General features: G+C 29.7%; 19 protein-coding genes. All 19 read left to right on the top strand.

Annotated features, from left to right (window positions below; all coding sequences use genetic code 11):
- The first annotated feature begins 59 nt into the window (after positions 1-59).
- On the top strand, positions 60-1,832 hold the full coding sequence (gene glmS, locus NIL_RS06020) for a glutamine--fructose-6-phosphate transaminase (isomerizing) (protein WP_187646911.1): 1,773 nt from the start codon (positions 60-62) through the stop codon (positions 1,830-1,832).
- 32 nt (positions 1,833-1,864) lie between these two features.
- Positions 1,865-3,013, top strand: coding sequence for a non-hydrolyzing UDP-N-acetylglucosamine 2-epimerase (gene wecB, locus NIL_RS06015; RefSeq protein ID WP_187646910.1), 1,149 nt, complete (start codon positions 1,865-1,867; stop codon positions 3,011-3,013).
- Entirely contained in the window at positions 3,010-4,251 is a 1,242-nt protein-coding gene (gene wecC / locus NIL_RS06010; RefSeq protein WP_187646909.1) for a UDP-N-acetyl-D-mannosamine dehydrogenase, read from the top strand. The genes wecB and wecC overlap by 4 nt, the downstream gene beginning before the upstream one ends.
- Positions 4,252-7,365 (top strand): glycosyltransferase, encoded by a 3,114-nt coding sequence (locus tag NIL_RS06005; protein ID WP_187646908.1) that lies wholly within the window; start codon positions 4,252-4,254, stop codon positions 7,363-7,365.
- Positions 7,366-8,755: 1,390 nt separating this feature from the next.
- Positions 8,756-9,745 carry a polysaccharide pyruvyl transferase family protein gene (locus NIL_RS06000; protein WP_187646907.1) on the top strand — a complete coding sequence of 330 codons (990 nt, stop codon included), beginning with the start codon at positions 8,756-8,758 and terminating at the stop codon, positions 9,743-9,745.
- Positions 9,742-10,590 (top strand): hypothetical protein, encoded by an 849-nt coding sequence (locus tag NIL_RS05995; protein WP_187646906.1) that lies wholly within the window; start codon positions 9,742-9,744, stop codon positions 10,588-10,590. The genes NIL_RS06000 and NIL_RS05995 overlap by 4 nt, the downstream gene beginning before the upstream one ends.
- Positions 10,591-10,863: 273 nt before the next feature.
- Positions 10,864-11,388 (top strand): transposase, encoded by a 525-nt coding sequence (locus NIL_RS05990; protein WP_187646905.1) that lies wholly within the window; start codon positions 10,864-10,866, stop codon positions 11,386-11,388.
- Between the two features lie 222 nt (positions 11,389-11,610).
- Positions 11,611-12,447 (top strand): hypothetical protein, encoded by an 837-nt coding sequence (locus NIL_RS05985; RefSeq protein ID WP_187646904.1) that lies wholly within the window; start codon positions 11,611-11,613, stop codon positions 12,445-12,447.
- Between the two features lie 6 nt (positions 12,448-12,453).
- Positions 12,454-13,446: a CgeB family protein gene (locus NIL_RS05980; RefSeq protein WP_187646903.1), complete on the top strand. Its 993-nt coding sequence runs from the start codon at positions 12,454-12,456 to the stop codon at positions 13,444-13,446.
- Entirely contained in the window at positions 13,443-15,443 is a 2,001-nt protein-coding gene (locus tag NIL_RS05975) for a capsule polysaccharide biogenesis protein (RefSeq protein ID WP_187646902.1), read from the top strand. Before NIL_RS05980 ends, NIL_RS05975 begins: the two co-directional genes overlap by 4 nt.
- A complete protein-coding gene (locus NIL_RS05970; protein WP_187646901.1) occupies positions 15,436-16,632 on the top strand; it encodes a capsule polysaccharide biogenesis protein in 1,197 nt (398 codons plus the stop codon). The genes NIL_RS05975 and NIL_RS05970 overlap by 8 nt, the downstream gene beginning before the upstream one ends.
- A gap of 142 nt (positions 16,633-16,774) precedes the next feature.
- Positions 16,775-19,033: a hypothetical protein gene (locus NIL_RS05965; protein WP_187646900.1), complete on the top strand. Its 2,259-nt coding sequence runs from the start codon at positions 16,775-16,777 to the stop codon at positions 19,031-19,033.
- A 12-nt stretch (positions 19,034-19,045) separates the two neighbouring features.
- Positions 19,046-19,873 (top strand): hypothetical protein, encoded by an 828-nt coding sequence (locus NIL_RS05960; protein WP_187646899.1) that lies wholly within the window; start codon positions 19,046-19,048, stop codon positions 19,871-19,873.
- A 280-nt stretch (positions 19,874-20,153) separates the two neighbouring features.
- Complete coding sequence (locus NIL_RS05955) at positions 20,154-20,486, top strand: hypothetical protein (RefSeq protein WP_187646898.1); 333 nt, start codon at positions 20,154-20,156, stop codon at positions 20,484-20,486.
- 382 nt (positions 20,487-20,868) lie between these two features.
- Positions 20,869-21,834: a Fic family protein gene (locus NIL_RS05950; protein ID WP_187646897.1), complete on the top strand. Its 966-nt coding sequence runs from the start codon at positions 20,869-20,871 to the stop codon at positions 21,832-21,834.
- 459 nt (positions 21,835-22,293) lie between these two features.
- Positions 22,294-23,316, top strand: a complete 1,023-nt coding sequence (locus NIL_RS05945; RefSeq protein ID WP_187646896.1) for a bifunctional 3,4-dihydroxy-2-butanone 4-phosphate synthase/GTP cyclohydrolase II — start codon at positions 22,294-22,296, stop codon at positions 23,314-23,316.
- Positions 23,317-23,429: 113 nt separating this feature from the next.
- Complete coding sequence (locus tag NIL_RS05940) at positions 23,430-23,735, top strand: hypothetical protein (protein WP_187646895.1); 306 nt, start codon at positions 23,430-23,432, stop codon at positions 23,733-23,735.
- Between the two features lie 43 nt (positions 23,736-23,778).
- Complete coding sequence (locus NIL_RS05935) at positions 23,779-24,957, top strand: TolC family protein (protein WP_187646894.1); 1,179 nt, start codon at positions 23,779-23,781, stop codon at positions 24,955-24,957.
- Entirely contained in the window at positions 24,950-26,083 is a 1,134-nt protein-coding gene (locus NIL_RS05930) for an efflux RND transporter periplasmic adaptor subunit (protein WP_187646893.1), read from the top strand. Before NIL_RS05935 ends, NIL_RS05930 begins: the two co-directional genes overlap by 8 nt.
- Positions 26,084-26,088 lie beyond the last annotated feature (5 nt).

Here is a 26,088-nt window from a genome sequence, read left to right as displayed (position 1 = left end):
CAGAAATCTCAAAGGATATATTTGTTTATTGATTTAACTTTAACAAGCGGTGAAGCATAGTGTGCGGAATTGTGGGATACATCGGAAGTAATGATATAAAAAGTTTTTTGCTTCAAGGATTAAAAGAGCTTGAGTACCGAGGTTACGACAGCGCAGGACTAGCTGTTATAGAAAAAGACTCGATGCAAGTTTTTAAAGCTGTAGGAAAGATAAAAAATCTAGAAGAAAAAACCAAAGATTTTGAAACAAAAGGTTTTGGCATAGGCATAGCCCATACCAGATGGGCTACACACGGAAAACCGACAGAGCTAAATGCCCATCCTCATACAGGACAGTTTAGTGCCGTGGTTCATAACGGTATAATTGAAAATTATGAAGAAATAAAAAGAGAGCTTAAGAGTAAAAATATAGATTTTGTTTCACAAACAGATACAGAGGTTATAGTAAAGCTTTTTGAGTATAATTGCAATAGTGATATAGTAGAAGCTTTTAAAAAAACTATAGAGAGGATAGAAGGTGCATTTACGATACTTTTAATTAGCAAAAAAGATCCAGATAAAATTCTTTTTGCAAAAAAAGGATCACCTCTAATAGTTGCAAAATCTAACAAAGGTGTGTATTTTGCTTCGTCAGATGCACCTCTTATAGGATATGCTACAAAAGCGCGTTATCTAGAAGATGAGGAATGGGGTTATGTTAGCGAGAGTGAAATTAAAATTTTTCATAATAATTTATCGATATCTCCATCATATAAAGATTTACCTACAAACAAAGAATCAGCCCAAAAAGGTGGTTTTAGATTTTATATGGAAAAAGAGATATATGAGCAGTACGATGTATTGAAAGAAAATACTCTTGGTAGAAACACGCAAAATGGAATAAAGTTTGATGAAGTTGAAAAAGAGTTTTTTGAAGGAATTGAAAATATAATAATAAGTGCATGTGGTACAAGTTATCATGCAGGACTTGTAGGGAAATATCTTATTGAGAGAAATGCAAAAATAAAAGTAGATGTGGAAGTCTCAAGTGAACTAAGATATAGAGAGCCTCTACTTAAAAAAGATACATTGTTTTTGGTGATTTCACAAAGCGGAGAAACTGCTGATACACTTGAAACTTTAAAAATGGCAAAAAAAGCAGGATTAAGGACTCTTGCACTTTGCAATGTTGATAACTCTTCAATTGTAAGAGAGGCCGATAAAACTATATTGCTTCGAGCCGGTATAGAAAAAGGAGTAGCTTCTACTAAAGCATTTTCAACCCAAGTAATGACACTATGGATGCTAAATAATTATCTTTCAAACAAAAACGAATACGATTATATAAATAAAGCTGTTGAAGTTACTAAAGTAGATAAAAATCTTCATGAAAAAATAAAAAGACTCTCAAAAAGATATCTTCACGGACATGGATTTTTCTTTATTGGTCGTGATTTATTTTATCCGTTGGCACTTGAAGGTGCCTTAAAACTTAAAGAGATAAGTTATATCCACGCTGAGAGTTATCCTGCCGGTGAGATGAAACATGGTCCTATAGCATTAGCAGATTCGGAACTTTTTGTAGTTGCGCTTCTTAGCAAAAATATACTTTTTGAAAAAACAAAATCAAACATTGAAGAACTAGTAGCACGTGATGCAACAGTTCTTACAATTTCAAGTGAATATATAGAAATGACAGATGATTTTGTAAAAATCAACAAAACAAATCACCCAATGGTTGAATTTTTCGAAATGATGGTGGTGATCCAACTTTTGGCAATGGAAGTTGCTATAAGACTTGACAGTGATGTGGATATGCCAAGAAATCTTGCTAAAAGTGTTACTGTGGAATAATTGAAGAAGCATAAGATATTTTAGGAGAAAAAATGAAAAAAATATTAATTGTCTTTGGTACTCGACCAGAAGCTATCAAAATGGCTCCGCTGATTAAAGAGTTTGAAAAATATAAAAAAGATTTTAATGTCAAAGTTTGTGTAACTGCTCAGCATCGTGAAATGCTTGACCAGGTTTTAGAGCTTTTTGAAGTGGTACCGGATTATGATCTTAACGTTATGGAACCAGGGCAAGACCTTTATGATATTACATCAAAAGTTCTTCTCGGTTTGCGAAATGTCCTTAAAGAATTTCAACCTGATCTTGTTTTAGTTCATGGCGATACAACAACCACATTTAGTACAACCCTCGCTGCTTTTTATCAAAAAATAGATGTAGGACATATAGAAGCTGGGTTACGTACTGGCAATATCTATTCACCATGGCCTGAAGAGGCTAATCGACTTTTAACAACACAAATATCAAAATACCATTTTGCTCCAACCTTATCAAATAAAGAAAATCTTTTAAAAGAACATATAAATGAAGCAAACATTATTGTCACAGGTAATACAGTTATAGATGCACTCTTTTGGGTTCTCAATAAAATACAAAACAATGATAGCTTTAAAAAAACACTTATGAATAAAATCAGGCAATCAGGCTATCCTGTTTCCGAACGTAAAATGGTACTAATTACAGGACATCGACGTGAAAATTTTGGAAAAGGTTTTTTAAATATATGTACAGCTTTACAAGAGTTAGCTATGCAATATACTGATATTGACTTTGTTTATCCGGTTCATTTAAATCCAAATGTACAAAAGCCTGTAAAAGAAATTCTGTCAGGAATAGAAAATGTTTATCTTATCGAACCACTTGAATATCTTCCGTTTGTATTTCTCCTCAACCATTGCTATATAGTTTTAACTGATAGTGGTGGAGTTCAGGAAGAAGCACCATCTCTTGGAAAGCCCGTTTTAGTTATGAGAGACACAACTGAACGTCCTGAAGCAGTTCAGGCAGGTACCGTCATCTTGGTTGGGACCGATAAAGACAATATTAAATACTATGTTAAAAAACTTTTAGAAGATATAAATTATTATAAAAAAATGGCATATGCACATAATCCATATGGCGATGGCAATGCTTGCTCTAAAATTGTGAATTTTTTGAAAAAAAACTTAAAGGAAAGTATATGAAATTTAAAACGGTCAATATGATAGGTCTAGGCTATATTGGCTTGCCAACAGCTGCCGTGATAGCCTCAAAGGGTGTCAATGTTATTGGTGTTGACATCAATCAAAATACTGTTGACACAATTAATCGAGGAGAAATACATATCGTTGAACCTGGCTTAGAAGAGTTAGTAAAAAAGGTTGTTCATCAAGGTTATCTTCGAGCCACTACCCAACCTGAAAAAGCTGATGCCTTTATCGTTGCCGTACCAACTCCTTTTAAAGAAGATTATGAACCAAATTTAGACTATATCAAGGCCGCTGCTAAATCCATTGCCAAAGTACTCGAAAAAGGAAACTTAGTCATTCTTGAATCAACTTCACCTGTTGGAGTCACTGAAAAGATGGCTGAATGGTTAGCAGAAGAACGGCCAGATCTTACTTTTCCACAACAAGTAGGTGAAGAAGCTGATGTAAATATTGCGTACTGTCCTGAACGGGTTTTGCCAGGTAAAGTTATACGTGAACTGGTAGAAAATGATCGCATTATTGGGGGAATGACACCTAAGTGTACCAAACAAGCTACACAACTATATAAAATTTTCGTAGAAGGTGAGTGTGTTTCAACAAATGCTCGTACAGCAGAGATGAGTAAACTTACAGAAAATGCCTACCGTGATGTTAATATAGCATTTGCCAATGAGCTTTCGCTCATATGTGATAAAGCAGGTATTGATGTATGGGAATTGATTAGCCTTGCAAATCGTCATCCACGTGTTAATATTTTACAACCAGGATGTGGTGTTGGTGGACATTGTATTGCTGTTGATCCTTGGTTTATAGTTAATGATTTTCCTGAAGAAGCAAAGATTATAAAAGCTGCAAGAGAGATTAATGACTATAAACCAAAATATGTTATTTCAAAAATTGAAAAGGCTGTACAAGATATTGAAAATCCTAAAATTGCCTGTTTAGGACTTGCTTTTAAACCAGATATAGATGATTTAAGAGAAAGCCCTGCGCTACAGATAACGAAGAAGCTTGCAGATAAAGGATATGAAATTTTAGCAGTTGAACCAAATATCAATATTCTACCTGAAATTTTTAATTCTTATAATAATGTACAGTTAAGTTCCTTAGAACAGGCTTTACAAATTTCAGATCTCATTGTTGTACTAGTGAAACATAAAGAGTTTATTGGATTAAAACATATGAAAATAGGAAAATTTTTAGATTTTGTAAATATAAAACAAGGTTTTTAAATGGAAAAGATATTAATTAAAAAATTATCAAAATGGCCGTTTAAATTTACTAATTATTACATCAATTTTAGAGGAGATAAATTTTTTACTGACTTTAATTTTTATACTTCAAATTTAAAATATAATGAGTTATCTTTAAAGATAGAAAACTCTAATTTAGTTGTCAAAATAAATACTAATAAAAAAATCTATTTTGTATTAAATAGTATACCAAAACGTTTTAAAAAAATATCTTCTAAAGATGGAATAGAAGTAGATGGTTTTAAAAAATTAGAATTAGGAGTTTTTGCGAAACCTTTAAAAGGAAGTATAAAAATTAAAATGATTTTACTAGAATATAATAATCATTTAAAAAAAATACAATCTAATTTTCTACCTCACAATATAATTCATAAAACAACTTTACATGAAAATACAAAGTTTTTTGTTATAGCTATAGAATTACAAGGCGAAGGTAAAGTTGAAATTGAAAACATTTTTCTTAAAAAAGTTATAAAGCAAGATTATAATTCAAATGATTTAATAAATAATATTGAACATCATAATGAATGTGAGAAAGAATTAGAAAAAGTTAAGCAAGAAAGAGATGTTTTTTCTTCTCAAGCATATAGATTAAAAAATCAAATAAATAAACTGACGGCTAATATTAATAATAGATTTGATTATTCAAATAGTTTAATTCATACTTTCTTAGAAAGCTTTGCAAAATCTATAAATTCTTCAAACGGTTGCTACTATTATAATAAATTGCCTTATAAAATAGCTATAATTACTGATGTTTATATGTATAATTTCTATAAAGATACATTTGAAGAGGTTTATTATCTCTCCCCTGATAATTATAAAGAAGTTATAGAAAAGAATAATATAGATTATTTCTTTTATGTAACTTGTTGGAAAGGAATTTATAATGAAGAATGGAGAGGAATTAAATTTAGAGAAAAACCAAAACGAGCTTTTGAAGAAATTTTAATAATTTGTAAAGAAAGAAATATTAAATCAATATTTCAGAGTATTGAAGATCCAAGTAATTTTGAGTATTTTTTACCTATTGCCAAACACTTTGATTATATTTTCACTTCTGATGTCAATATGATAGAAAAATATAAAGAAAAATTAAATAAAGAAAATGTTTATTATGGTGAATATGGTTTTAATCCTTTAATAAATAATCCGATATCTTCATTTAATAATTCTATAATTGATTGTGCTTTTTTTGCTGGTACGTATACTAAAAGGTACATAGAACGTTGTAAAGATATGGAAATAATTTTTGATAGTATTTTATCTTACACGTATTTGTTAATAGCAGATAGGAATTTTGGAACTAATGATGAAACATTAAAATATCCCGAAAAATATCAAAAATGTTTGATTCCTTCGTTTGATCATGAAGTTTTACAAAAAATACATAAACTATTTAAGTTTAATATAAATTTAAATTCAATTAAACAAAGCCCCACAATGTGTGCAATGAGAATTTATGAGTTACAAGCTCAGGCTACACACATAGTTTCTAATTATGCTCTCTCTATATTTAATAAATTTCCAAATATTACTATATTAGTTGACAAAATTAATTTTAATTATTTTTTAAAAATGGATGAATTATTTGAAAAAAGATTAAGAATTGAAACATTAAGACAAGTTATGAATGATAAAACTAGCTATGATATATTAAGCGGATTTCTTAATAAAGTTGATAAAATAAATTACAATATAAGAAAAAGTGTGGCTGTTTTATATAGGGGAAATTTAACGAAAAATATAATTAATTCATTTGAGAAACAACGATATGAAAATAAAAAATTAATTAGAGAAGAGGAATTTGTTAAAAATTTTGAAAATTTAAAAGAAAAATTTGATTTTTTTACATGGTTCAATAAAAAATATGAATATGAAAGTAATTATTTAAATGATATGATAAATGGATTTAAATATACAAATGTCGGATATATTACTAAGAATTCATTTTTTGATAGTAATATGTATTATAAGGATATTGAACATGATTTTACTTGCTATATAAAAGGAATTGATAAAACAGTGTTTAGAACAGATTTATATAACCCAAATGAATTTCGTAATAAAGAATTGTCTGAAGAATTTGAAATAGAAAATGGATATTCTATAGATCCTTTTGAACTTAATTATTTAAATTATAGAGAAAAGAATAAAAAATATAACAATAATTATAAAATAAGCGTAATTGTACCAGTTTATAATAATGGAGAATTTTTACAATTTAAATGTTTTGCTTCTTTAACAAGAAATAACTTATTTAGTGATATGGAAATATTATTAATAGATGATGGGTCAACAGATTCAAAAACTATCGAAATCTGTAAAAATTTAGAAAGAGAATTTTCAAATGTTAAAACATTTTTTTACAATGATAAAGGAAGTGGTAGCGCGTCTAGGCCTAGAAATAAAGGCATCGAGTTAGCTTCGACTGAATGGATAACTTTTTTAGATCCTGATAATGAAATTTCTACAGGAGGATATGATAATTTATTTAATATACTAAAGAAAATAGAAAAAGAAAATAAAATAGTTCCAGATTTTATTTCAGGATATAATATAAAAGTTGATAATGAAATAAAAAAAATAGCTAAGCATACAGATAAGGAATATTCAATTATAAAAAATTTCAAAAGTAACTATTTTGAAAAGGGTAAATTTCCTACAATTTCAACCCAGGCTGCTCTTATAAAGAGACAATTTTTAGTTGAAAATAATATTAAATTTGTAGAAAAATCTGCTGGACAAGATACGCTTTTTGGATGGGAACTATTATTAAATTCAAGAATAGGGATATTTACATCAAAAGCTTTTATTGTGTATTATGCTCAAAGAAATGATTCCGTTACAAATATTGTAGATGACAAATATTTTGAAAAAAAATTGATTTTAGAAAAAGCTCAAATTACAGTGTTAAATAAATTTGGACTATTAGATATATATGTTAATAAACATTTTGATCAATTTATGGAAAAATGGTATTTAAAAAAATTAGAAAGTATAGTCGATATTAATATAAAAGAAAAAGCTATTAAAGTATTAAATGAGATATGCAAATTATATAATAAAAATTTAGATATTTATTTAAAATAATTTAGAAAAATTATGAGAATAACTATAAGCGATTCATGTGAAAAACAAAAAAGAAAAATTAAAATAATATTTTCGATAAAAATATTACAAAAAGTTAGATTTTAGTCAAATTTAGTTTTATTTTTCAACAATATAAAAACAGTTCTGAAAGGCTTATTAGTAGTAATGTGAATACTATAGTTAATCATTCTTAAGTTTTATTACTTTCAGTGATTTTTTTAAGGTAATAGGCTTTAAAGAAAACTATTGTATTTTTTGGTAAATTTATAAAAGGAGTTTAAAGAAGAGCTTCTTTGCAAATAGAAGGTAAGTTCTAATAAAGGTATAAAGTTCTTTTAGATTGAGGGATATTTAACAAATGAGCCAATTTTGCCATTAAAAGATGTTGATATTCTATCGTTAATGTTTGGAATAGGAGGAAGATAGCAATACCATTTGTATGTTATCTTATTAAATTGTTCTATAATAGTTTTATAGAGTGTATCAATTTTATCTTTAATGTAAAGAATATCCTGATTTTAGATTACAAGATAGCTTTAAGATGAGACAAACTAATACTTAATGATTTTTTAGCTAAATCTATAATAGTTTTTGCTGATATTTTGGCTTTTCCTTAGGAGGCTTTATTAGGAATTTTTCTAATCTTTTTTTCTTTCAAGTTCCTTACTCTTTTTGTTAAAGGAACTTGCAAGAGCAAAAGTAAAATGCTCTTTATAAATATGTTGTAGTTCTTTGAGAGTTCGTAAAAGAGCTGGTCGACCAAAATTTTATTTCAGTTTTAGTTAGGCTACTTATTCACTAAGAGCGATTCTTTCTCTGATAAGAGGTTTTATTGAATCGAGTTCCTTTACAGTAGCCAAACAAAGTTCTTTGTATGTGATATACACAAATGATCCAATATGCAATGCATCTTTTTGGTTGGTCTTGCTCTTTCTGAGTGTAGAGGATTGGATATAGGATTGATAAGTATTATATTTACAATACTATACTTAAAACTATGTTCTAATTAAAAGAACAATAGGTTTAATGATAGATAGTTGTTGATTCTAAAAGAATGTAAAGCTTTTCTTTGGGATGGGATTTAAGAATGTCTAATAACTCTTAAAAATCATGATATCCCATTCCAGACTTTTGCTTTAAATTTTTTTTTATTTTCATAGTTTACTAATGTAAAATTAAAACTATGTTTTAGATACATCAATACCTAAAAAGTATTGCATTCCAATCCTTCTTTGTAAAATTTAACAGATAAGTAAGTAACATATTTTTTTGAGGTTTAGCTTTAAAACTAATAAAATCCCTTAATCTTTAAAGTAGGGACATAGATAAAGTGTGTTTTCCTTGCTTATCTCTTTGGTCTTATTTTAAAAATTTATTAATAGGAGATAATGTGAAAAAAATAGGGTTAATAGGATATTTTGGATATGGGAATTTTGGTGATGAGTTGTTTTTAGAAGTTCATAAACAATATTTATCTAAAGACTATGAATTAGAAGTTGTAAATGATCTTTTAGAAGAACCTTATTTTTCTAAACCTGTTAATGAACTAGTAAAACAGTATGATGCATTTTTAATAGGCGGAGGTGATTTAATAAATCCAATTAGAATTTCTAAATTATATTGGCAGTTGGATTTTTTACAAAAACCTGTATTTATATTTGGAATAGGAGTTCCAAATGTAAAATGGTCAAGAAAACATGTATTAGAACACTATAGAAAGTTTTTTTTGCATGACAATTGTAAATTAATAGTAGCAAGAGATATTGAAAGTTATGAGTGGATAAAGAAAAATTTTAATATTGGAGATAAAAAGCTTAAATGGTTTCCTGATCCAGTATGCTCTTATAATCGTCCTAGTAAGAAAAATGTTAATGAAAAGTATTTAGGTGTTGTAATGAGAAATCATAGGAGTTTACAAAGAGATTTTACACATGTAAGAAAATTAATCGATGAAGCAAAAAAAATGGGTTATAAAATAAAACATATTGTTTTATCTAATAAAATTTTAGGGAAAGGTGACTATGAATTAGCTAAAGAGCTAGCGTTAATTGATGAAGAAATTTTTTATTCTGAATCTTTGACTGAAATGTGTGAAGAAATTTCATCTTGTTCTTTATTAGCATCTATTAAATTTCACGGTATGGTAGTAGCAACCATGTATGGAATCCCTACAATTGCAATGTCAGTTACTCCAAAAAATAGAAATTTTTTAAGAATGATTGAACGACCAGAAATGTTGGTGAGTTATACTAATGAAAATCTATATAAGCGTTTAAGTTATTATCCTACAAATATACATTCAATAGTAAGAGGAATGTTATACAGAAGAAGTAAAGAGGGTTATATGTATTTAAAAAATACATTACAGGAAATTATATGAAAAATGATTATAATGGGTTAAGAGATGTTAGACGATGGAATAAAACTGTATTTTGGCATGGTGAAGGAATTTTAAAAAAAATATCTTCACCTGTAAAAACTGGTATCCATTCTTTTTCTTATAATGGGCTTATATATGATATTTTAATTGAAAATAAAAATAGTGATATTACAATTTTTTTCTTTCATGCTAGTATTGAACGAAAAGGAAAAAAACTCCCTTTTTTCATGGGAAATAGAGTATTAAGTGATAAAAAAGTTAATAGAGTCTTTATTTCTGATCCATCTCTACTTATGTCCAAAGATCTTAGTCTTGCATGGTATGCTGGTTTGTATAGAGAAACTAGAGTGCAACAAGTTTTAAAAGATACTATTAAAGTAATTTTAAAATATCTAAATTCTAAAAGAAATGTATTTTTTGGGCCATCAAATGGTGGATTTGCTGCTTTATATTTTTCTTGGTTTTTTCCTAATTCATTAGCTTTTGTAATGAATCCACAAACACGTATTGCAGACTTCACATTTCAAACTGTAAAAAAGTTTTCAAAAGAATGTTTATCTATATCAACAGATAATATTTTTGATCAAGTTACATTGCATAAAGAAATAATGAAAAGAACAGATGGCGATGTAAGAGTTCTTTATGAAAAAAAAGTAGATAATATAATAGTATATTTACAAAATAGAACCGATCATCATGTAGAATTGCAAATGAAACCATTTTTAAAATCTATTAAGCAACAAAGTAAAGTCAATTTGATTTTAGGAGATTGGGGTGAAGGGCATAAAGCTCCACCAATAGATGTAATTAATAAATATTTAACTTATTATTGCTTTAATTATTAAAGTTTAGTATAACAAACTTTTTCTATAGATAATAACAATGCTAAATAAGAGCACTTGCATCAAAAAATATTATTGTGTTTTATGTTTAAAGAAATGACTCTGTTACAAATATTGTAGAATACAAATATTTTGAAAAAAATAATAAGCCAAAGCTTAACTTTAAAAAACGAGATTATCAAATCTATATAAAGAAATATTTTAAATATTTTTCAGCAGACAATTTTTTACAAAACTGATATGGATTTAGCGTTCCAATGACAGAAGAGTTAATCCATGACAGAATTTCATTTAGTAAAGTTTTTAGATATTACAGAGGATGATATTATTCCAGATGAGACCACAATCTGTAAATTTCGAAATGCTTTGATAAAGGCTAATATATTTGAGGCAATTTTTGAGGAAGTAAAAAATAAAATGATTAAAAAAGTTTTAATTCTTAATGAAATAATAATAGTTGATGCTACACTGATTCATACGTCAGAGCCTAAACGCAAGAGAGATGATAAAGGTAATATTATCACTAATAAATCTATAGATAAAGGGGCAAGCTGTATTTCTAAAAGAAGGTATAAATATTATGGATATAAAATTTATATTACTACAGATACTAAAGGGATTATAAAACAGATTAAAAACAATAAAAAATTTACTAAAATTAGAGCAATAGTTGAACTACCATTTGCATTTATTAAAAGACAAATGAATTATATTCAAACAAAATTTATAGGTCTTCATAAAAATAGTCAATGTATCTATTTATTTGCAGCAGCTTATAATCTAAAACGGAAACCAGTTTAATAAGAAGTAATAAATAAAAAAAAAGAAAAAAGATAGAAAAATTACGCAAGATTAGAGTTTTTAGATATAAAAACTGATAAAAAAGTTTGAACTTTAAAGAAAGAAAAGGCTTATGAGTGCAAAATCTGCAACAATTTCTTTTGAATGGAAGTTTGAACAAGAATGTTCAGAGGGTTCAATTTTATTTTGTTATATTTTAGCAAAAAAAGAGGTAAAAATAAAATGGGAAAAAAACTTAATAATATGAATATGTTAAAAGTTTGTAAATATGAAAAAGCTTTTTTAGCTATTCCTAATATAAAAAATTTTTTAAATAAAATACCTAAAAATTTTATTTTTCCACCTATTAGGAGTAAAGACAAAATTCCTTTAAATTCTATTTTATTATATATTGAACCTGATGAATTATTTTTTTTTCAAATTGAATATTTAATATCTTTTGATAGTTTTTTTAATAAAATTATTGAAAATAAACATTTAAATTTGAATTATATAAAAGAAAAAAATATTTATCCTTTATTAAATCCTTTTTTAAGAAGTTTAGATAGTAGATGTAATATTAAGAATGCTTTTAAAAATATAAATAAGTTTCAATATGTATACAAAATTTCTTTTGATTATCTAATAAATTTTGGATTAGAAAGTAAAAATTTGAAAAATATTATTAAATATAATAAAGCAGATCTAAAAAATTTTTTGTCGAAAGATTATGAACTTTTTAATTATTTACTAACTATAAAATTTGAAAACTTCGAATTTAAAACTAACTATTTAGATGGTTTTATAGAAACTATATCTAATACAAAAATAAGTGGACTCGTGAAATGTTTTATTAATGGTGAACATCTGCCTCAATATGTTGAGATAATTAAAAATGGAAAAGTTATTGATATAATTTATGCAAATAAAGTCAGAAATGTTAAATATAAATATAGAAAATATACTATTGAATGTGGTTTTGAATATATTTTTGAGAATGAATTAACTCCTAATGACCAGATATTAGTAAAAGTTAAAAATTCTAATTATTATTTAAGAATTCAAAGATTAAAGGTCTAAGCGATAATGTTAAAAATTGCTTTAATTTCTGATGATTTAACAAGAATAAGTTTGTTATTAGAAAATAATATAAGTATATATAATATTACTTCTCTAAATTATAGATTTATCCTTAAATTTTGTAAAATAGATCTCTTCTTCGTTGAATCATCTTGGAATGGGTACAAAAATAGATGGAAATATAAGATAGCTTCTTATCCAGATGTTCCAAGTAGAAATAATAATAAACTAAAAAAAATAGTTGAATATGCAAAAGATTTAAATATTCCTACGGTTTTTTGGAATAAAGAAGATAGTGTTCATTTTGATAGGTTTATAGATAGTGCTGTATTATTTGATTATATTTTTACTGTTGATATAAATGCTGTTGAAAAATATAAAAGAATTGTAAATATACCTGTAAATGTACTTATGTTTGCAATTCAACCTAAAATACACGATTTGACTGGCTTTAATTTTAAGTATAAAAAGGCTAATTTTGTTGGAAGTTATTCAAGACATATTCATACTAGAAGAAGAGAATGGCAAAATATGTTTTTTGAAACTTTATGCGAAAATGGATTTGAAGTAGATGTATATAATAGAAATTCAGATAGAAATCCTAAAATTTACGGCTATCCCAAATTATCTTGTATAAATGAAGAAAAAAAAGTAAAGTATAAAAAAACTGCTCAAATTTATAAAGATTATTTAATTTCTTTAAATGTAAATACTATTACAGACTCTGAAACTATGTTTTCAAGAAGACTTATTGAGATTTTGGCTTGTGGAGGAGTTTGTGTTACTAATCCCTCTTTAGCTGTTGATAAAATGTTTAAAGATTATTGTTACGTGGTTAATTCGAAAGAAGAGTTTAGGGAAATTTTAGTAAGACTTAAAAAAGATGGTTTGAGTAAAAATGATTATGAAAGGATAAGAGCAGGTGCAGAATATGTTTTGAAAAATCATACGTGGAAACGAAGAATAGAGTATATTTGTGAAGTTATAGGAGTTAAATGAATTTTTATTTTTATAATTTATATGCTTTAATAAACAAAAATACACTTTTTAAAGGTTGGGGAAGAAAAAGAACAGGGAAATATGCTATTTTTTTGTCTAAATTGTTTAAAAAAGATTTTTTACTTTTTGAAGACGGCTTTATCCGTTCTATAGGTCTAGGGGTAAAAGGATGGCCTTCCTTTTCGATTGTAGAAGATGATATCGGTATCTACTACGACACTACGGCTCCTTCAAGACTTGAAAATATCCTTAACAACTACGATTTTAAAAATGATAAAAAGCTATTGCAGACAGCTAAAAAAGCTATAGAACTTATAAAAAAACATAAAATCTCAAAGTATAACCACTCATCTTTAACTCTTCCCGGGTATTTAAAAACCGACACCAAAAAAGTACTTATCGTGGCTCAAACAAAAGGGGATCTCTCTTTAGAGTACGGTTATGCTCAAAATTTTGATACTAAAACAATGGTTATTGAAGCTATCAAGGAAAATCAAGGTAGCGAGATTTACTTAAAAGTTCATCCCGACGTCCTAGCAGGCAAAAAAAAATCAAATATTGATATAGATTTTGCAAAAAAACATTGCAAAATAATTAGTGAAGATATCAATCCGTTAGTGCTTTTGGAAAAGTTTGAAAAGGTTTATACCCAAACTTCTCAAATGGGCTTTGAAGCACTGCTTCTAGGGAAAAAAGTTATATGTTTTGGTATGCCTTTTTATGCTGGATGGGGACTGACTGAAGATAAGATTGTATGCAAAAGGCGAAAAAGAAAATTGAGTGTTGAGGAGATTTTTGCCGGGGCATATATACTTTATGCCAGATACTACAACCCTTATACACACAAAAAAAGCGATATCATAGATACTTTACTTACAATCAAAAAATATAGAGATATTTATAGCCAAAATGATGGAAAACTCTATTTTTTCGGTTTTTCAAGATGGAAAAGAGGGTTTGTGAAACCCTTTTTCAAACCTTTAAATAGTAACAGTCTAACTTTTTGCAACGATTTAAAAGAAGCTACTAAAAAGGGACTTGATAGCAACTCTAAAATCTTTATATGGGGAAAAAAAAGATTTGATGATGTAGAAAAGTATGCGAGAGAGAAAGGTATTGCTATATATAGAGTAGAAGATGGTTTTGTACGCTCTGTTTCACTAGGTTCAGACCTTACACGTGCCTACTCACTCGTTGTCGACTCACAAGGCATCTACTTTGATCCGACACAGCCAAGCGATTTGGAAGGGATTTTAAATAACTATACATTTGATAAAGAGCTTTTACAAAGAGCCAAAGCGCTGCAAACTTATATCACCACAAAAAAAATCTCCAAATATAACATCTATAAAGATATTGCTTTAGATCTAAAAGGTTACAAAAAGGATCAAAAGATTGTTTTGGTTCCAGGACAAGTAGAGGATGACGCTTCAATAATCTACGGTGCAAATAGCATGAGCAATCTGGAGCTTCTTGAAGCTGCTCGAAAAAACGCTCCTGATGCTTATATCATCTATAAACCACATCCAGATGTTATTGCCGGTAACAGGATAGGAGATATTGAGGATAAAACAGCTTTAAAATATTGCGATTTTATAGTTAAAGAAGCGAGTGTGGATAGTGTTTTGGAAGTTGCTGATGAGGTTCACACCATGACATCACTTGTCGGGTTTGAAGCGCTTTTAAGAGGCAAAAAAGTTTATACCTACGGTATGCCTTTTTATGCGGGATGGGGGTTGACAGTAGATAAAGTTAAAAATCCAAGAAGAGTTAAGAATCGTTCTTTAGAAGAGTTAATAGCTGCGGCGTATATAGTTTATCCTAGATACATTCATCCAAAAACCAAAGAGTTTTGTGAGATTGAAGTGCTTTTAGATGAGTTAGATAAAGAAAAAAAAAGATATAATTCAAATTATATTTTTAAAGCTTTAATAAACAGTAGAAACTTCATATCTCGTAAAATACAGTTTGTTATAAAGGTGTTGTTGGGTGAATAAGATAGGCGATATAAAAGATAAAAATATTTTGCTTTTACAAGGCCCGATGGGCAATTTTTTTAAAAAACTAGATCTGGTTTTTAGAAAAAAAGGGGCAAAGACTTATAAAATAGGTTTTAACGCAGGCGATTGGTTTTTCTCAAACAAAGACAATTATATCCCTTTTAGAGGCAAAAAAGAGGAGTGGGGAGAATTTATACGCAATTTTTTTAAAGATAAAAATATAGATATGATTTTTTTGTTTGGAGATTGTAGATATTATCAAAAGGTGGCTATACAGGAAGCTTTGAAATTTGAAAATATAGAAATCTTTGTCTTTGAAGAGGGATATATAAGGCCCGATTTTGTAACTATGGAAAAATATGGAGTCAACAACTACAGCAAAATCAGCAGAGACCCCCAGTTTTATAGAAGTCTGCCTTCAGATTTTTTCCATAAACGGCCGATTTTACCGGCAAATCCAAAATACTGGAAAATGGCTTTGAGTGCTACTGTTTATTATATTTTGGCAAAAACTTTTTTATTTAGATATCCTTACTATGAGCATCATAGAGAGTTAGCCGTTTTAAAAGAAGCTTTTTGGGGTATAAGAAGCCTATACAGAAAATATCTTTACATGCCAAAAGATAAAAAATTGACCCAAAAATTAGCTACTAAGCTCTCAAAACGTTACTATTTTGTGCCTTTGCAGACCTATAACGACTTTCAACTAAGAGAGCATTCAAGTTTTTCTACAATAGAGGAGTTTTTAGAGAGGGTTTTACGCTCATTTGCGAGTTTTGCCCCAAAAGATACCTATTTGGTTATCAAGCATCACCCGATGGATAGAGGAAGAAAAAACTACACAAAATTTATCGACAAACTCTCATTAAGTCTAAATATAAAAGATAGGGTAATAGTTGGACATGAGATGCATCTACCCACTTGTTTGAAAAATGCTATCGGAACAGTTACTATAAACAGTACGGTGGGAATATCATCTCTTTTTCACTATATTCCTACAATTACTTTAGGGGATGCTTTATATGATATAGAGGGACTGACGTGCAAGGGTATGCCTTTGGATGAATTTTGGAGTAACTACAAAGAGCCAGATAAAGAGCTGTTTAGAAAGTTTAGATATTATCTTATAGAAACTACTCAGCTTAACGGGAGCTTTTACGGCAGATTCCCAGTAGAATTAATCTAGTTTCTACTTGTTAGCTAGCTACCTAGTTGGTATTTTCATTTTTTTACCCTTTTGAAGTCGTTAAGAGTTAAAAGTAATCTAAGTATTTTAACTATATAATCCTTATTTAAGGAAAGTATTAAAGCTAAAATGGAGGATAAAAATGGTGTCGAGTAAAATATTGAAAAGTTGTGCTGCAGCGGCAATAGTCTTTTTATTAGCTGGTTGCGGTGGTGGAGGCGGTGGAGACAGCACCGATACCACTTCGTCAACTTATAGCGATTATACTGTTTCCGTAGTTGACGATGCTATTTTAGGCGCAAAAATGACGGCTATTGGATGTTCTGGATTTGAGGAACTTGGCAATGGAGAGTATAAACTTTTAAACTGTGTACAAAAGCCTGATATTATTGTTGCCTCTGGCGGAACAATGGATATCAACGGAAATGGAATTATCGACGATACTGACGTGCCTATGGGGATTCCTTTAACACTAGACACTAGGCAATCGGGCGCTAACGATAATTTTATCGTAACTCCTTTAACCACTTTAGCCGCTGCTGCTAGAAGTTCGGAACTTGATACCCTTGCTTCAAAACTTGGTATTACAAAAGAAGAGTTGTTTCAAGATCTAAGTAAAGATGATACGAAAAAGAGTATTTTACAGCTAGTAAACGCTCAGTTCATAGCGGCAAACGACAATGGAGTTATCGATATTCCTCTGTTTATGGAAAAGTTTAAAGATTATATCTTACAAAGCAATTCCACCGATGCTGCAACTTCAATACAAACAGCTATATCGGCTCTTAAGAGTGATGCTGATACAGTTGCGATATTTGGAGGTATCGGTTTTAACGGTTTTATAACGGAGGCTGAAGACATAGATGTGAACGATCTAGCAAACTATTATGTAAATAAGAGTGTAGATCCGGATCAAACAGTTTTTGTTGGATACGTGTATGATGAGATATTAAGCGGTGCTACAGTAAAACTATATATTGACAATCAACTTGTATCTACTTCTACCACGGATAGTGACGGAAAATTTAGACTTGATATAAACAGTTCACTTATCGAAGATAATAAAATAGTTAAACTAGAGGCAAGCTTAGACAATTATAAAGGTGATAATGTAGTATTGGTAAGTTATTTGACTTCAGATCAGATTAGAGATATAGCAAAACAGAAAATCTCTGCCGGAGATCTTATAGATATAATCATCTCAAACGTTACTACCGCAGAATATATAGTGGCCAAAAAACTAAACGGAGATAACAATTTTACCGATCCTGATACTTTAAAAGAGAAACTATCACAAGCTCAAATAGAGCATATAGGTACAGTTAAAGATACGGCGGCTCTTATAAAGTATATAGTAGATACAAACGAAACTGTGACTGACGGTAACGATACATTAAGCTACGTTGAAAATAAAGTAACCCAAAATCTAGATTTAAATCTAACTACAGAGGAGTCTCAAAATCTAACTACATACGCAAATGAGATAGAAAACGATCCTGTTTTAAGTAAACAGTTGGAGATTACAGTAACTGCAACAAACGATACAACTTTAAAAACATTGGTTGATAACGGGATAAACAAGTTTTATTCGATCTGGGCAGAATCATACGAAGATTTTAACGGTACGGATTATGTTTGGGTTTATAAAAAATATTATACTGAGATAGATCTAGACTTGGACTATATGGAGTTTAGTGAATATACTTTAGAAAATAATGATTGGATAAATAATACAGAATGGTATGACAAAGTAACAGGAGCTTTTGATAATACCGGGACTTTTTATATTACTGATCCTAAAAAAGATCCGGAAAAAATATGGCTTGTATCTTCGGCAACCATATATAATCCGTCACTTAATAAACACTATAACGTATATTTAATAGCTCACGGTCTATATAAGCAACACGATGATGAGTTTTATCTCTCAATATTTGACGGAGATTATCATAGGGCTATAGATATAGACTCCAATGTTACGAATTGGAGTGAGTTTGAACAGATGTATGTCGGTACTTATGTCCCGTTTGATGAAAACGACTACATTGTATTAAACTCAGATAATACTTGTGATTCATTTTATTGGAGCGGTTGGGAACACTTTGTAATTGATGGCAAAGATTTTATTAGAGTCTATAGCGATTACGATAGAGATGCAAGAGTTTATGCTATTGATTATATTAGCAGTAAAACCTACTACAAATATGAGTTGCAAGAAAAATATATAGGTAAATATTTTTATGACGTTATTACGGACAGTTACGATTTGGTAACCGCGTTTAAATACGTAAGTGACGATGATCTTACTAGGTTTTTCGAGAATTACGATGAAAGCGATCTAGAACAGGTAAGTGATTTTCAAGGTTTTATAGAAAATCTTTTAGAGACGGCAAGTTTTTAAAAAGGAGTGAAATTGAAAAAAGGTATCTTAAAACTATTGGCTTTAGCTGCTGTTTTCAATATATCGTGGGCTGGGGAGCCTGGTTTTGACGGCTACTCTTATATGGCCGTCGGACTCAATAACGTAAAGTATAAAGAGGAGGTAACGACGCTTTCGGGAACGTACGTAAATTCAGAAGCTGTTAGCACTGATATCTACTATATAACTGGAGGACTCGTAAGACTAAGCGAACGTTACGATTTTTCGTACGATCTAGCTTCGACGCTATATCCTAATGATTTGGATGAAGACGTATATATAAACGGAATTTATCAAACAAATAAAGCCGATATTTTACTTAACAATATGACTTTTTTACTTCATTACAAATTGACAAATTCTCATCGTATTGTAGGGGGAGTACAATATGTACTCAATACTTATAAACGATTTGATTTTATCTCCGATCCTAATCAAGGAGTAGTGGAGGAGCGCTCCGCTTCGCTTATCGTAAACGGAGGATACTGGTATGAGAGTTCTCCTGCAGCCGCAAAAGGACTTAGAATAACGGCAAAAGCTCTTATAGGTCTTCCAGTATGGCAAAAGACTACCAATACCAATATAACTGCCGTAGATTTTAGTGATGCCGGAGGATATAACGGCCAACTCTCTTTATGGTTTAACTATACCGTTTTTCCTGGTTTAGAGATAGGTGCCGGTATAGGATATGATTATATGTATAGAGAGGGAGGAGGACCTAAACAAGCAGTCATCGGTGGAACACTAAGGAATATTTATTGGCCTGAAAATACTACCGAGACTTTATACGGTGCGTTTTGCGTTACATGGAATTTTAGATAAGTAAAACATACTGATTTATGAGATTAAATTATTTTAATCATTTATGCGTTAGTGTAAAGAAAAATGAAAGATTTTGAAAAGGGCATTGTCCCTTTTCTATGGATTTTTTTTGTATATATATACTCCTTGCAATTAGCTTACACTTTGATATAGAAATAATTACTTACATAGATGCAAAACAGTAATGGTTTTAGTATAATAGCGATAAATTATACTTTTCAAAACTTGATCTGGTAATAGTTAAAAAAATTATTTACATCTTTGCATAAAAAGAGTCTGTATGAAAAGATTTTATATTTTTTTGCTTTTTACTCAATTTTTATTTGCTTGCAGTGGTGATTGTATAGCTTGTCATCCTGTATTGAAAAAATCTATAGATAAGAGTTATCATAAAGTTTTAAAAAGATGTATAGAGTGCCATAAAGACTATACTGGGCCAAATACCGAATGCGGTAAAGACTGTTTTGAGTGTCATAGTAAAAAAAAGTTGATAGATTCAAAGATACCTGAACATAGGGCTATCAAAAACTGTTCAAAATGCCATGTGGAAAAAGAGTTATTAAAAGAGTCCATATTTGAAAAGAGTTATTTGTATGAGGTTTTTTCAAAGTAAAATATATATGGCGATTTTTAGAAGATAACTTGTAGATTGGATGAAAATAAGAGGTGGGCTCGGCAGGACTCGAATCTACGACCAGCCAATTATGATCTGAATTAAAATTTAGTGAATATGAAACTGAAAAGCTTAAACATTATGATTTTTAAAAATTGAAACAACTATGAGATATGCACATTTAATTTCAAATAAACGTCATGAAGCAACAATCCAATTGGAGAGTAAAATTTAGTTTAGCAGTTTGGCATTCTAGTTTCATACGATATATTTGGTATTTTGTTTTTTAAATTGTCACGATACAAGTATTGTTATTTAAAGTGACACTTGAAAGTGTTGATTTTATGGTAAAATAATCAAAATCCATAAATAAAGCGTGACAATGGGAATAGATGAACAACTTATTATAAAAAGAAAAGAGATCCTTCATAATTTGGGAGGACTTGAAGAGCCAAAAGTAGAAAACAGAGAGTGGCTCTATCTTTTAGAAGAAGAGACAAGAAATTCCATTTTAGTAGAAGGTTACTTTGTTTCCTCAAAAGAGCTTAAAGAGATTTTAACAAAAAATGAAGTTTTAACAAGAAGTGCACAAGAAGCATACAACTACTTCAAAACCGCAAAATTTATTTATGAACTCGCATACGAAAATCTCAAAGAAAATGAGTTTTTGTTCGGAACTTCTTTAATTCGCCAAATCAACAAAAGCTTAGGGAACAGTGGAGAGTTCAGAAAAGGTGCGGTAAAAATAACAGGTGCAGCGTTCAATCTTCCGGAACATTTCATTGAAGAGTGGATAAAAATATTTGTAGACTTTGCTTTTTTTAATCAAAAAAAATTTGATTTTACCAAACTCTCTATCTTACATGCCTTTTTTGAAGAGATACATCCATTTAGCGATGGAAATGGAAGAACAGGCAGGATAATTTTAAACTACGTCCTTATTAGCAACGGATATCCGTTAGTCATTATTAAAGGAGATGATAAAAATAAAAAACTCTATTACAAAGGCTTGGAAGAGATAGATAAAGAACTTTTACCTTTGTTTGAATTATATAAAAACAGAGCTCCCAAAAAAGATGAAGTAATTCAAAAACTCACATCTGCAAAATCAACTATTTTAAAATCGATAATTTTAGAAGGACTTCGAGAAAGCATAGATAGAATGATACTAGCTCTCTATGAAAAAAGAGGCTATAAACTAGAGCCGGTATCGAAACTTTTAAAAGATCTAGGATATAGTGAGCAAAGTGTAAGACAGCTTATCAAAAGAGGAAAAGTTATAGCACTTAAACAAAAAAATAGATGGTTATCAGCTAAAGAGGTAGTGGGAAAGTTTTTGCAAAGATAAAAATAATTTAGATTTTTTCTTTTAAATTGATTAACCAAATTGTAAAAAATTGAGAGTATACACTATCGAAGTGCTTCAATCTGGTATTGGAGATTCACTACAATTTTACCATTTCTCACAAATCGATAATATGGAGTATACTAAAGATTGGAAAATTGAAAGAAGCTATATCAAACCAGACAAGCTTCAAGAGGTTATGAAAATCTATGAGACGCAGCTTAAAGCTGCTTGATATGCAATGAAATATAACTTGCTGGGAAGGAAAATTGCGAATAATACTTGACAGTATCTTTTTAATATTTTTAATTTATTATTACTAATAAAATACATCTTAATATTAGCAATTTTTTAATAATTTTACTTGAGAGGTTTTTAAAAAGAGTTGAAAAGATTAAAAACGTTAGATAAATGACATCCGAGTGCTTAAATGATATAATTTCAGAAAAAATGGGAGTTTAAATGCCGATTCAAAGAGTAAAAGAGGCTATTGAAGAGATAAAAAAAGGAAATATGGTCGTTATGATTGACGACGAAGATAGGGAAAATGAGGGGGATTTGGTATACGCTGCTACTTTTAGCACTCCAGAAAAAGTAAATTTTATGGCTTTGGAGGCAAGGGGGCTTATTTGTGTTGCTATCTCAAAAAAGATAGCGAAGAATTTGGACTTAGAGCCTATGGTTAAAAACAACAGCTCTCAGCATGAAACTGCTTTTACAGTTTCGGTTGATGCTAAAGAAGCTACAACAGGAATATCTGCTTATGAAAGAGATCTAACTATAAAACTTTTGGCATCACCTCTTAGTACACCAGAAGATTTTGTAAAACCTGGACATATTTTTCCTTTGGTAGCAAAAGAGGGAGGTGTTTTGGTTAGAACCGGACACACAGAAGGCTCAGTGGATATTTGTCGATTAGCCGGACTTAGAGAAGCGGCTGTTATATGCGAGATAATGAATGAAGACGGTACGATGGCAAGAAGAGAGGATTTAGAAAAGTTTGCTAAAAAACATAATCTAAAAATTGTCTATATCTCTGACATAGTCGAGTATAGGCTTAGAAACGAATCTTTAGTTGAAAAGATTGATGAAAAGATAATAGACTTTTTTGATGTGAAAGCAAAAAGAATCGACTTTAAAGACCATCTCAATAATACCCATACGGCGATTCAGTTTTACAGTCCCCATGAGACATGTAACGTAAAATTTCACAATGTTGTGTTGGATGTGGAATTACTTTTTAATCAAAAAAGATACAAATCTTTGATAAACTCTATAGAGTATCTCAAAAAAAACAGTGGAACTTTGATATTTATCAATAATCCTGATAAAACTATAGATCAGACAAAAGAGTTTGGAGTTGGAGCGCAGATATTGAAAAATCTAGGTGTTAAAAATATTAAACTTCTAACTTCTCAAAAAGGGAAAGAGTTTGTAGGGCTTAGTGGATTTGGGTTAAATATTGTAGAAGAGATAGAGATATAAAAAAAGTAAAACTTTAAAAAGTATCATTGACAAAGATTACATCTATTTACTAAATTTACGATAATTTTACAATAGTAAAATTAGCTATGTATTTTTTAAAAAAGTAGTCAATAATGAAAAAAAGAGTATTGCTCATACTACTGCTTTGTTCAATGTTTTTTAACGTATCGCACGCGATTGTTTTTAATGTAGCCGATCATTGTGAGCACACAGAAGTAAAAGAGTTTGTACTGGAGACTCAAAAAAGCAATAATTGCGGTGATATATGCGATTTTCACCATATACTCCACCAAAGTGTTATTCCTAACACATTTAGCGCAATCTTTTTTGAGCTTAAATTCTCTAAAAAGATATCTTATTTTCAAAAAATCTACCAACCTCCTTTTTTGAAACCATCATACAAACCTCCCAAAAAATAGCTTTTTTTAAACAACCATTTAAAACTACTAAAAGGGGTATAGTATGAGACTATTGTCTATTTTTCTTCTTTTACCCATATTTTTATGGGCAAATGTTGCGGTAGATTTTGAAACATTTAAAAATATGGCTCTAAAAGAGTCTCTATTTTTAAAAAATCGCAAACTTAAAACTGAAATTTCAAAAAAAGAGAAAGAGATAGCCTTGCGCTATAAAAATCCTACATTTGAACTTGAGACAAGCAGGTTCGATACAGAACTTGATAGTATCAAAAATGGCTATAGAGGTACCATCTCTCAACCTGTTAGGCTTTTTGGTGTTAGTGAGGAGCTAAAATCTTTTTCAAACGCAAAAATATCTTTGTCAGTTGCAATCTATAAAAAGCAAAAAGCAAATTTTTTAAAAATCTTAGAAAAAGCCTATACAGATTATGTTTATAAAAAAAGACTTCTCGGTTTAATTAAAGAGGAGCTGGAGATTGCAAAAAAAGTTGTTTTAATAGCAAAAGAGAGGTATAAAAACGGAACTGGGACAAAAGCAAAATTTTTACAGGCTTCTTTGGAGAGGGCAGAGATTGAAAATGCTATTTTATCTTACGAAAACGAACTTTTTATGACATATCAAAATCTTTTGTCAATTGCAGGTATCAAAAAAAAAGTGGCTTTGAAAGATGCTTTTCTTTACGATTTTAGCTCTATTAAGCTAAAAAATTTAAAAAGTCCTGAAGTAAAGATAGCTTCCAAAAAGAGAGAGTTCTATCTAAAAGAGGCAAAAATAAGCAAGCGGCTAATTAAAGAGATAGATATTTTTGCTGAGTATGAAAAAGAGCCTGAACAAAAGATAGCAAGATTTGGTGTGGCTTTGGAACTACCTTTGTTTAATCTTAAAAAAGAGGAGGAACAGATAGCTCGCATTAAAGCTTTGCAATCACTATTTGAGGGAGACTACATTAAAAATTTCCAATCTATCAAGATAGATTCATTAAGAGAATCTTTGAAAAATTTAAAAAATATATATCATCAACAAAAAAAGCTTTTAAAAAAAGAGATGGAGCTTCTTGAGCTTTTTAAAGAGGGCTATGCCATCTCAAAAGGTTCTCTACTTGATCTTCTTGATGCTAAAAACAGACTTTTAAAGACTAAAAGAAAAATATTGTCTGTTATGAAAAAGTGCAATGACTATATTATAGAACTAAATTATTTACAAGGATTTTACAATGAATAAGATAATAGTTATGATACTATCTTCCATAGTGCTTTTTGCTTCACAGATAGAGATTAAGAAGGCGGAGTATAAACTTTTTGGAAAAAGAGTAGATGTCAATGCCAAAGTAGTTCAGCTATCAAATCAGAGACAAAATATAGTCTCAAGAGTTTCTGGTCATCTAGAAAAGTATTTTGTAAAACCTGGACAAAAGATTAAAAGAGGAGATCAAATCGCTCTTGTTAAATCTTTGGAACTTTCAAAACTAACAGCGGAGTTTGTCTATCTTTCTAAACAGCTAAGTTCTGCAAAAAAAAATCTCGAATCTATACAAAAACTTTACAAAAAAGGTTTGGTTTCGAAAAAAGAGTTGACTGAGGAGACAATAAAAATAGACGAAATTTCGGCTAAACTGGCTACTGTAAAGTCACAGCTTTCATCTTTGGGTATAGATACTAAAAGTCTAAAAAAAACTACCGACACCCTCGTTATAAAAGCTCATGCAGAAGGGGTGGTTAGTAAACTTTTAGTTCCCGTTCACTCAAATATAGAAGCTATGACTACAATAGCTGAGATTGTAAAGGAGAGAGGGTTTTACGCTATTGCTTATGTCAATTTAAAAGATGCATTCAACATAGATAGCCAAACAAAAGGGGAACTAAAAATCGGACCTAAAACTTTTATGTGTAGATTTGAGCAGCTTTTACCAAAAGTGGATGAGGAGACACAAAGAGCAAAAGTTCTTTTTTGGATAGAGAGCCAAAAGGAGAAGCTTCTACTTAATGCTTACGGCACAATTAGATTGAGTATGAAACCGTTTAAAAGATATGTTGCTGTTAAAAAAAGTGCACTTACCATGTTTAAAGGGGAGTGGGTGATATTTGTTCCTTCCAATGAGGCTGAGTCCCATAAAGATGAGACAAATAAAGAGCACAAAAAACATTTAGAGCATATAGAGCATGAAGAGCATATAGAGCATGAAGAGCATGAAGTTAAATATGTTCCTTTAGTGGTTAAAGTAGTTGATGATTACAAAGATGAGGTAGCGGTTTTAGGAGTAAAACCTGGAAGTGAATATGTAGCTGAGGGGGTCTATTTTGTCAAATCTATGCTTCTTAGATCTGAACTTGGCGGGCACGGTCACTAAGGAGT

Source organism: Nitrosophilus labii, assembly GCF_014466985.1.
GTDB lineage: Bacteria > Campylobacterota > Campylobacteria > Campylobacterales > Nitratiruptoraceae > Nitrosophilus_A > Nitrosophilus_A labii.
Note: the sequence above shows the minus strand (reverse complement) of the source record. Positions and strands in the feature narration are given on the sequence as shown.

What these genes read in the sequence shown, in the direction of transcription:
- NIL_RS05985 (WP_187646904.1), top strand. Translation starts at nt 11,611, where the DNA reads ATGGGAAAAAAACTTAATAATATGAATATGTTAAAAGTTTGTAAATAT.
- NIL_RS05965 (WP_187646900.1), top strand. Translation starts at nt 16,775, where the DNA reads ATGGTGTCGAGTAAAATATTGAAAAGTTGTGCTGCAGCGGCAATAGTC.
- NIL_RS06005 (WP_187646908.1), top strand. Translation starts at nt 4,252, where the DNA reads ATGGAAAAGATATTAATTAAAAAATTATCAAAATGGCCGTTTAAATTT.
- wecB (WP_187646910.1), top strand. Translation starts at nt 1,865, where the DNA reads ATGAAAAAAATATTAATTGTCTTTGGTACTCGACCAGAAGCTATCAAA.
- NIL_RS05935 (WP_187646894.1), top strand. Translation starts at nt 23,779, where the DNA reads ATGAGACTATTGTCTATTTTTCTTCTTTTACCCATATTTTTATGGGCA.
- NIL_RS05955 (WP_187646898.1), top strand. Translation starts at nt 20,154, where the DNA reads ATGAAAAGATTTTATATTTTTTTGCTTTTTACTCAATTTTTATTTGCT.
- NIL_RS05980 (WP_187646903.1), top strand. Translation starts at nt 12,454, where the DNA reads ATGTTAAAAATTGCTTTAATTTCTGATGATTTAACAAGAATAAGTTTG.
- NIL_RS05945 (WP_187646896.1), top strand. Translation starts at nt 22,294, where the DNA reads ATGCCGATTCAAAGAGTAAAAGAGGCTATTGAAGAGATAAAAAAAGGA.
- NIL_RS05940 (WP_187646895.1), top strand. Translation starts at nt 23,430, where the DNA reads ATGAAAAAAAGAGTATTGCTCATACTACTGCTTTGTTCAATGTTTTTT.
- NIL_RS05930 (WP_187646893.1), top strand. Translation starts at nt 24,950, where the DNA reads ATGAATAAGATAATAGTTATGATACTATCTTCCATAGTGCTTTTTGCT.
- NIL_RS05950 (WP_187646897.1), top strand. Translation starts at nt 20,869, where the DNA reads ATGGGAATAGATGAACAACTTATTATAAAAAGAAAAGAGATCCTTCAT.
- NIL_RS05995 (WP_187646906.1), top strand. Translation starts at nt 9,742, where the DNA reads ATGAAAAATGATTATAATGGGTTAAGAGATGTTAGACGATGGAATAAA.
- NIL_RS05975 (WP_187646902.1), top strand. Translation starts at nt 13,443, where the DNA reads ATGAATTTTTATTTTTATAATTTATATGCTTTAATAAACAAAAATACA.
- NIL_RS05990 (WP_187646905.1), top strand. Translation starts at nt 10,864, where the DNA reads ATGACAGAATTTCATTTAGTAAAGTTTTTAGATATTACAGAGGATGAT.
- wecC (WP_187646909.1), top strand. Translation starts at nt 3,010, where the DNA reads ATGAAATTTAAAACGGTCAATATGATAGGTCTAGGCTATATTGGCTTG.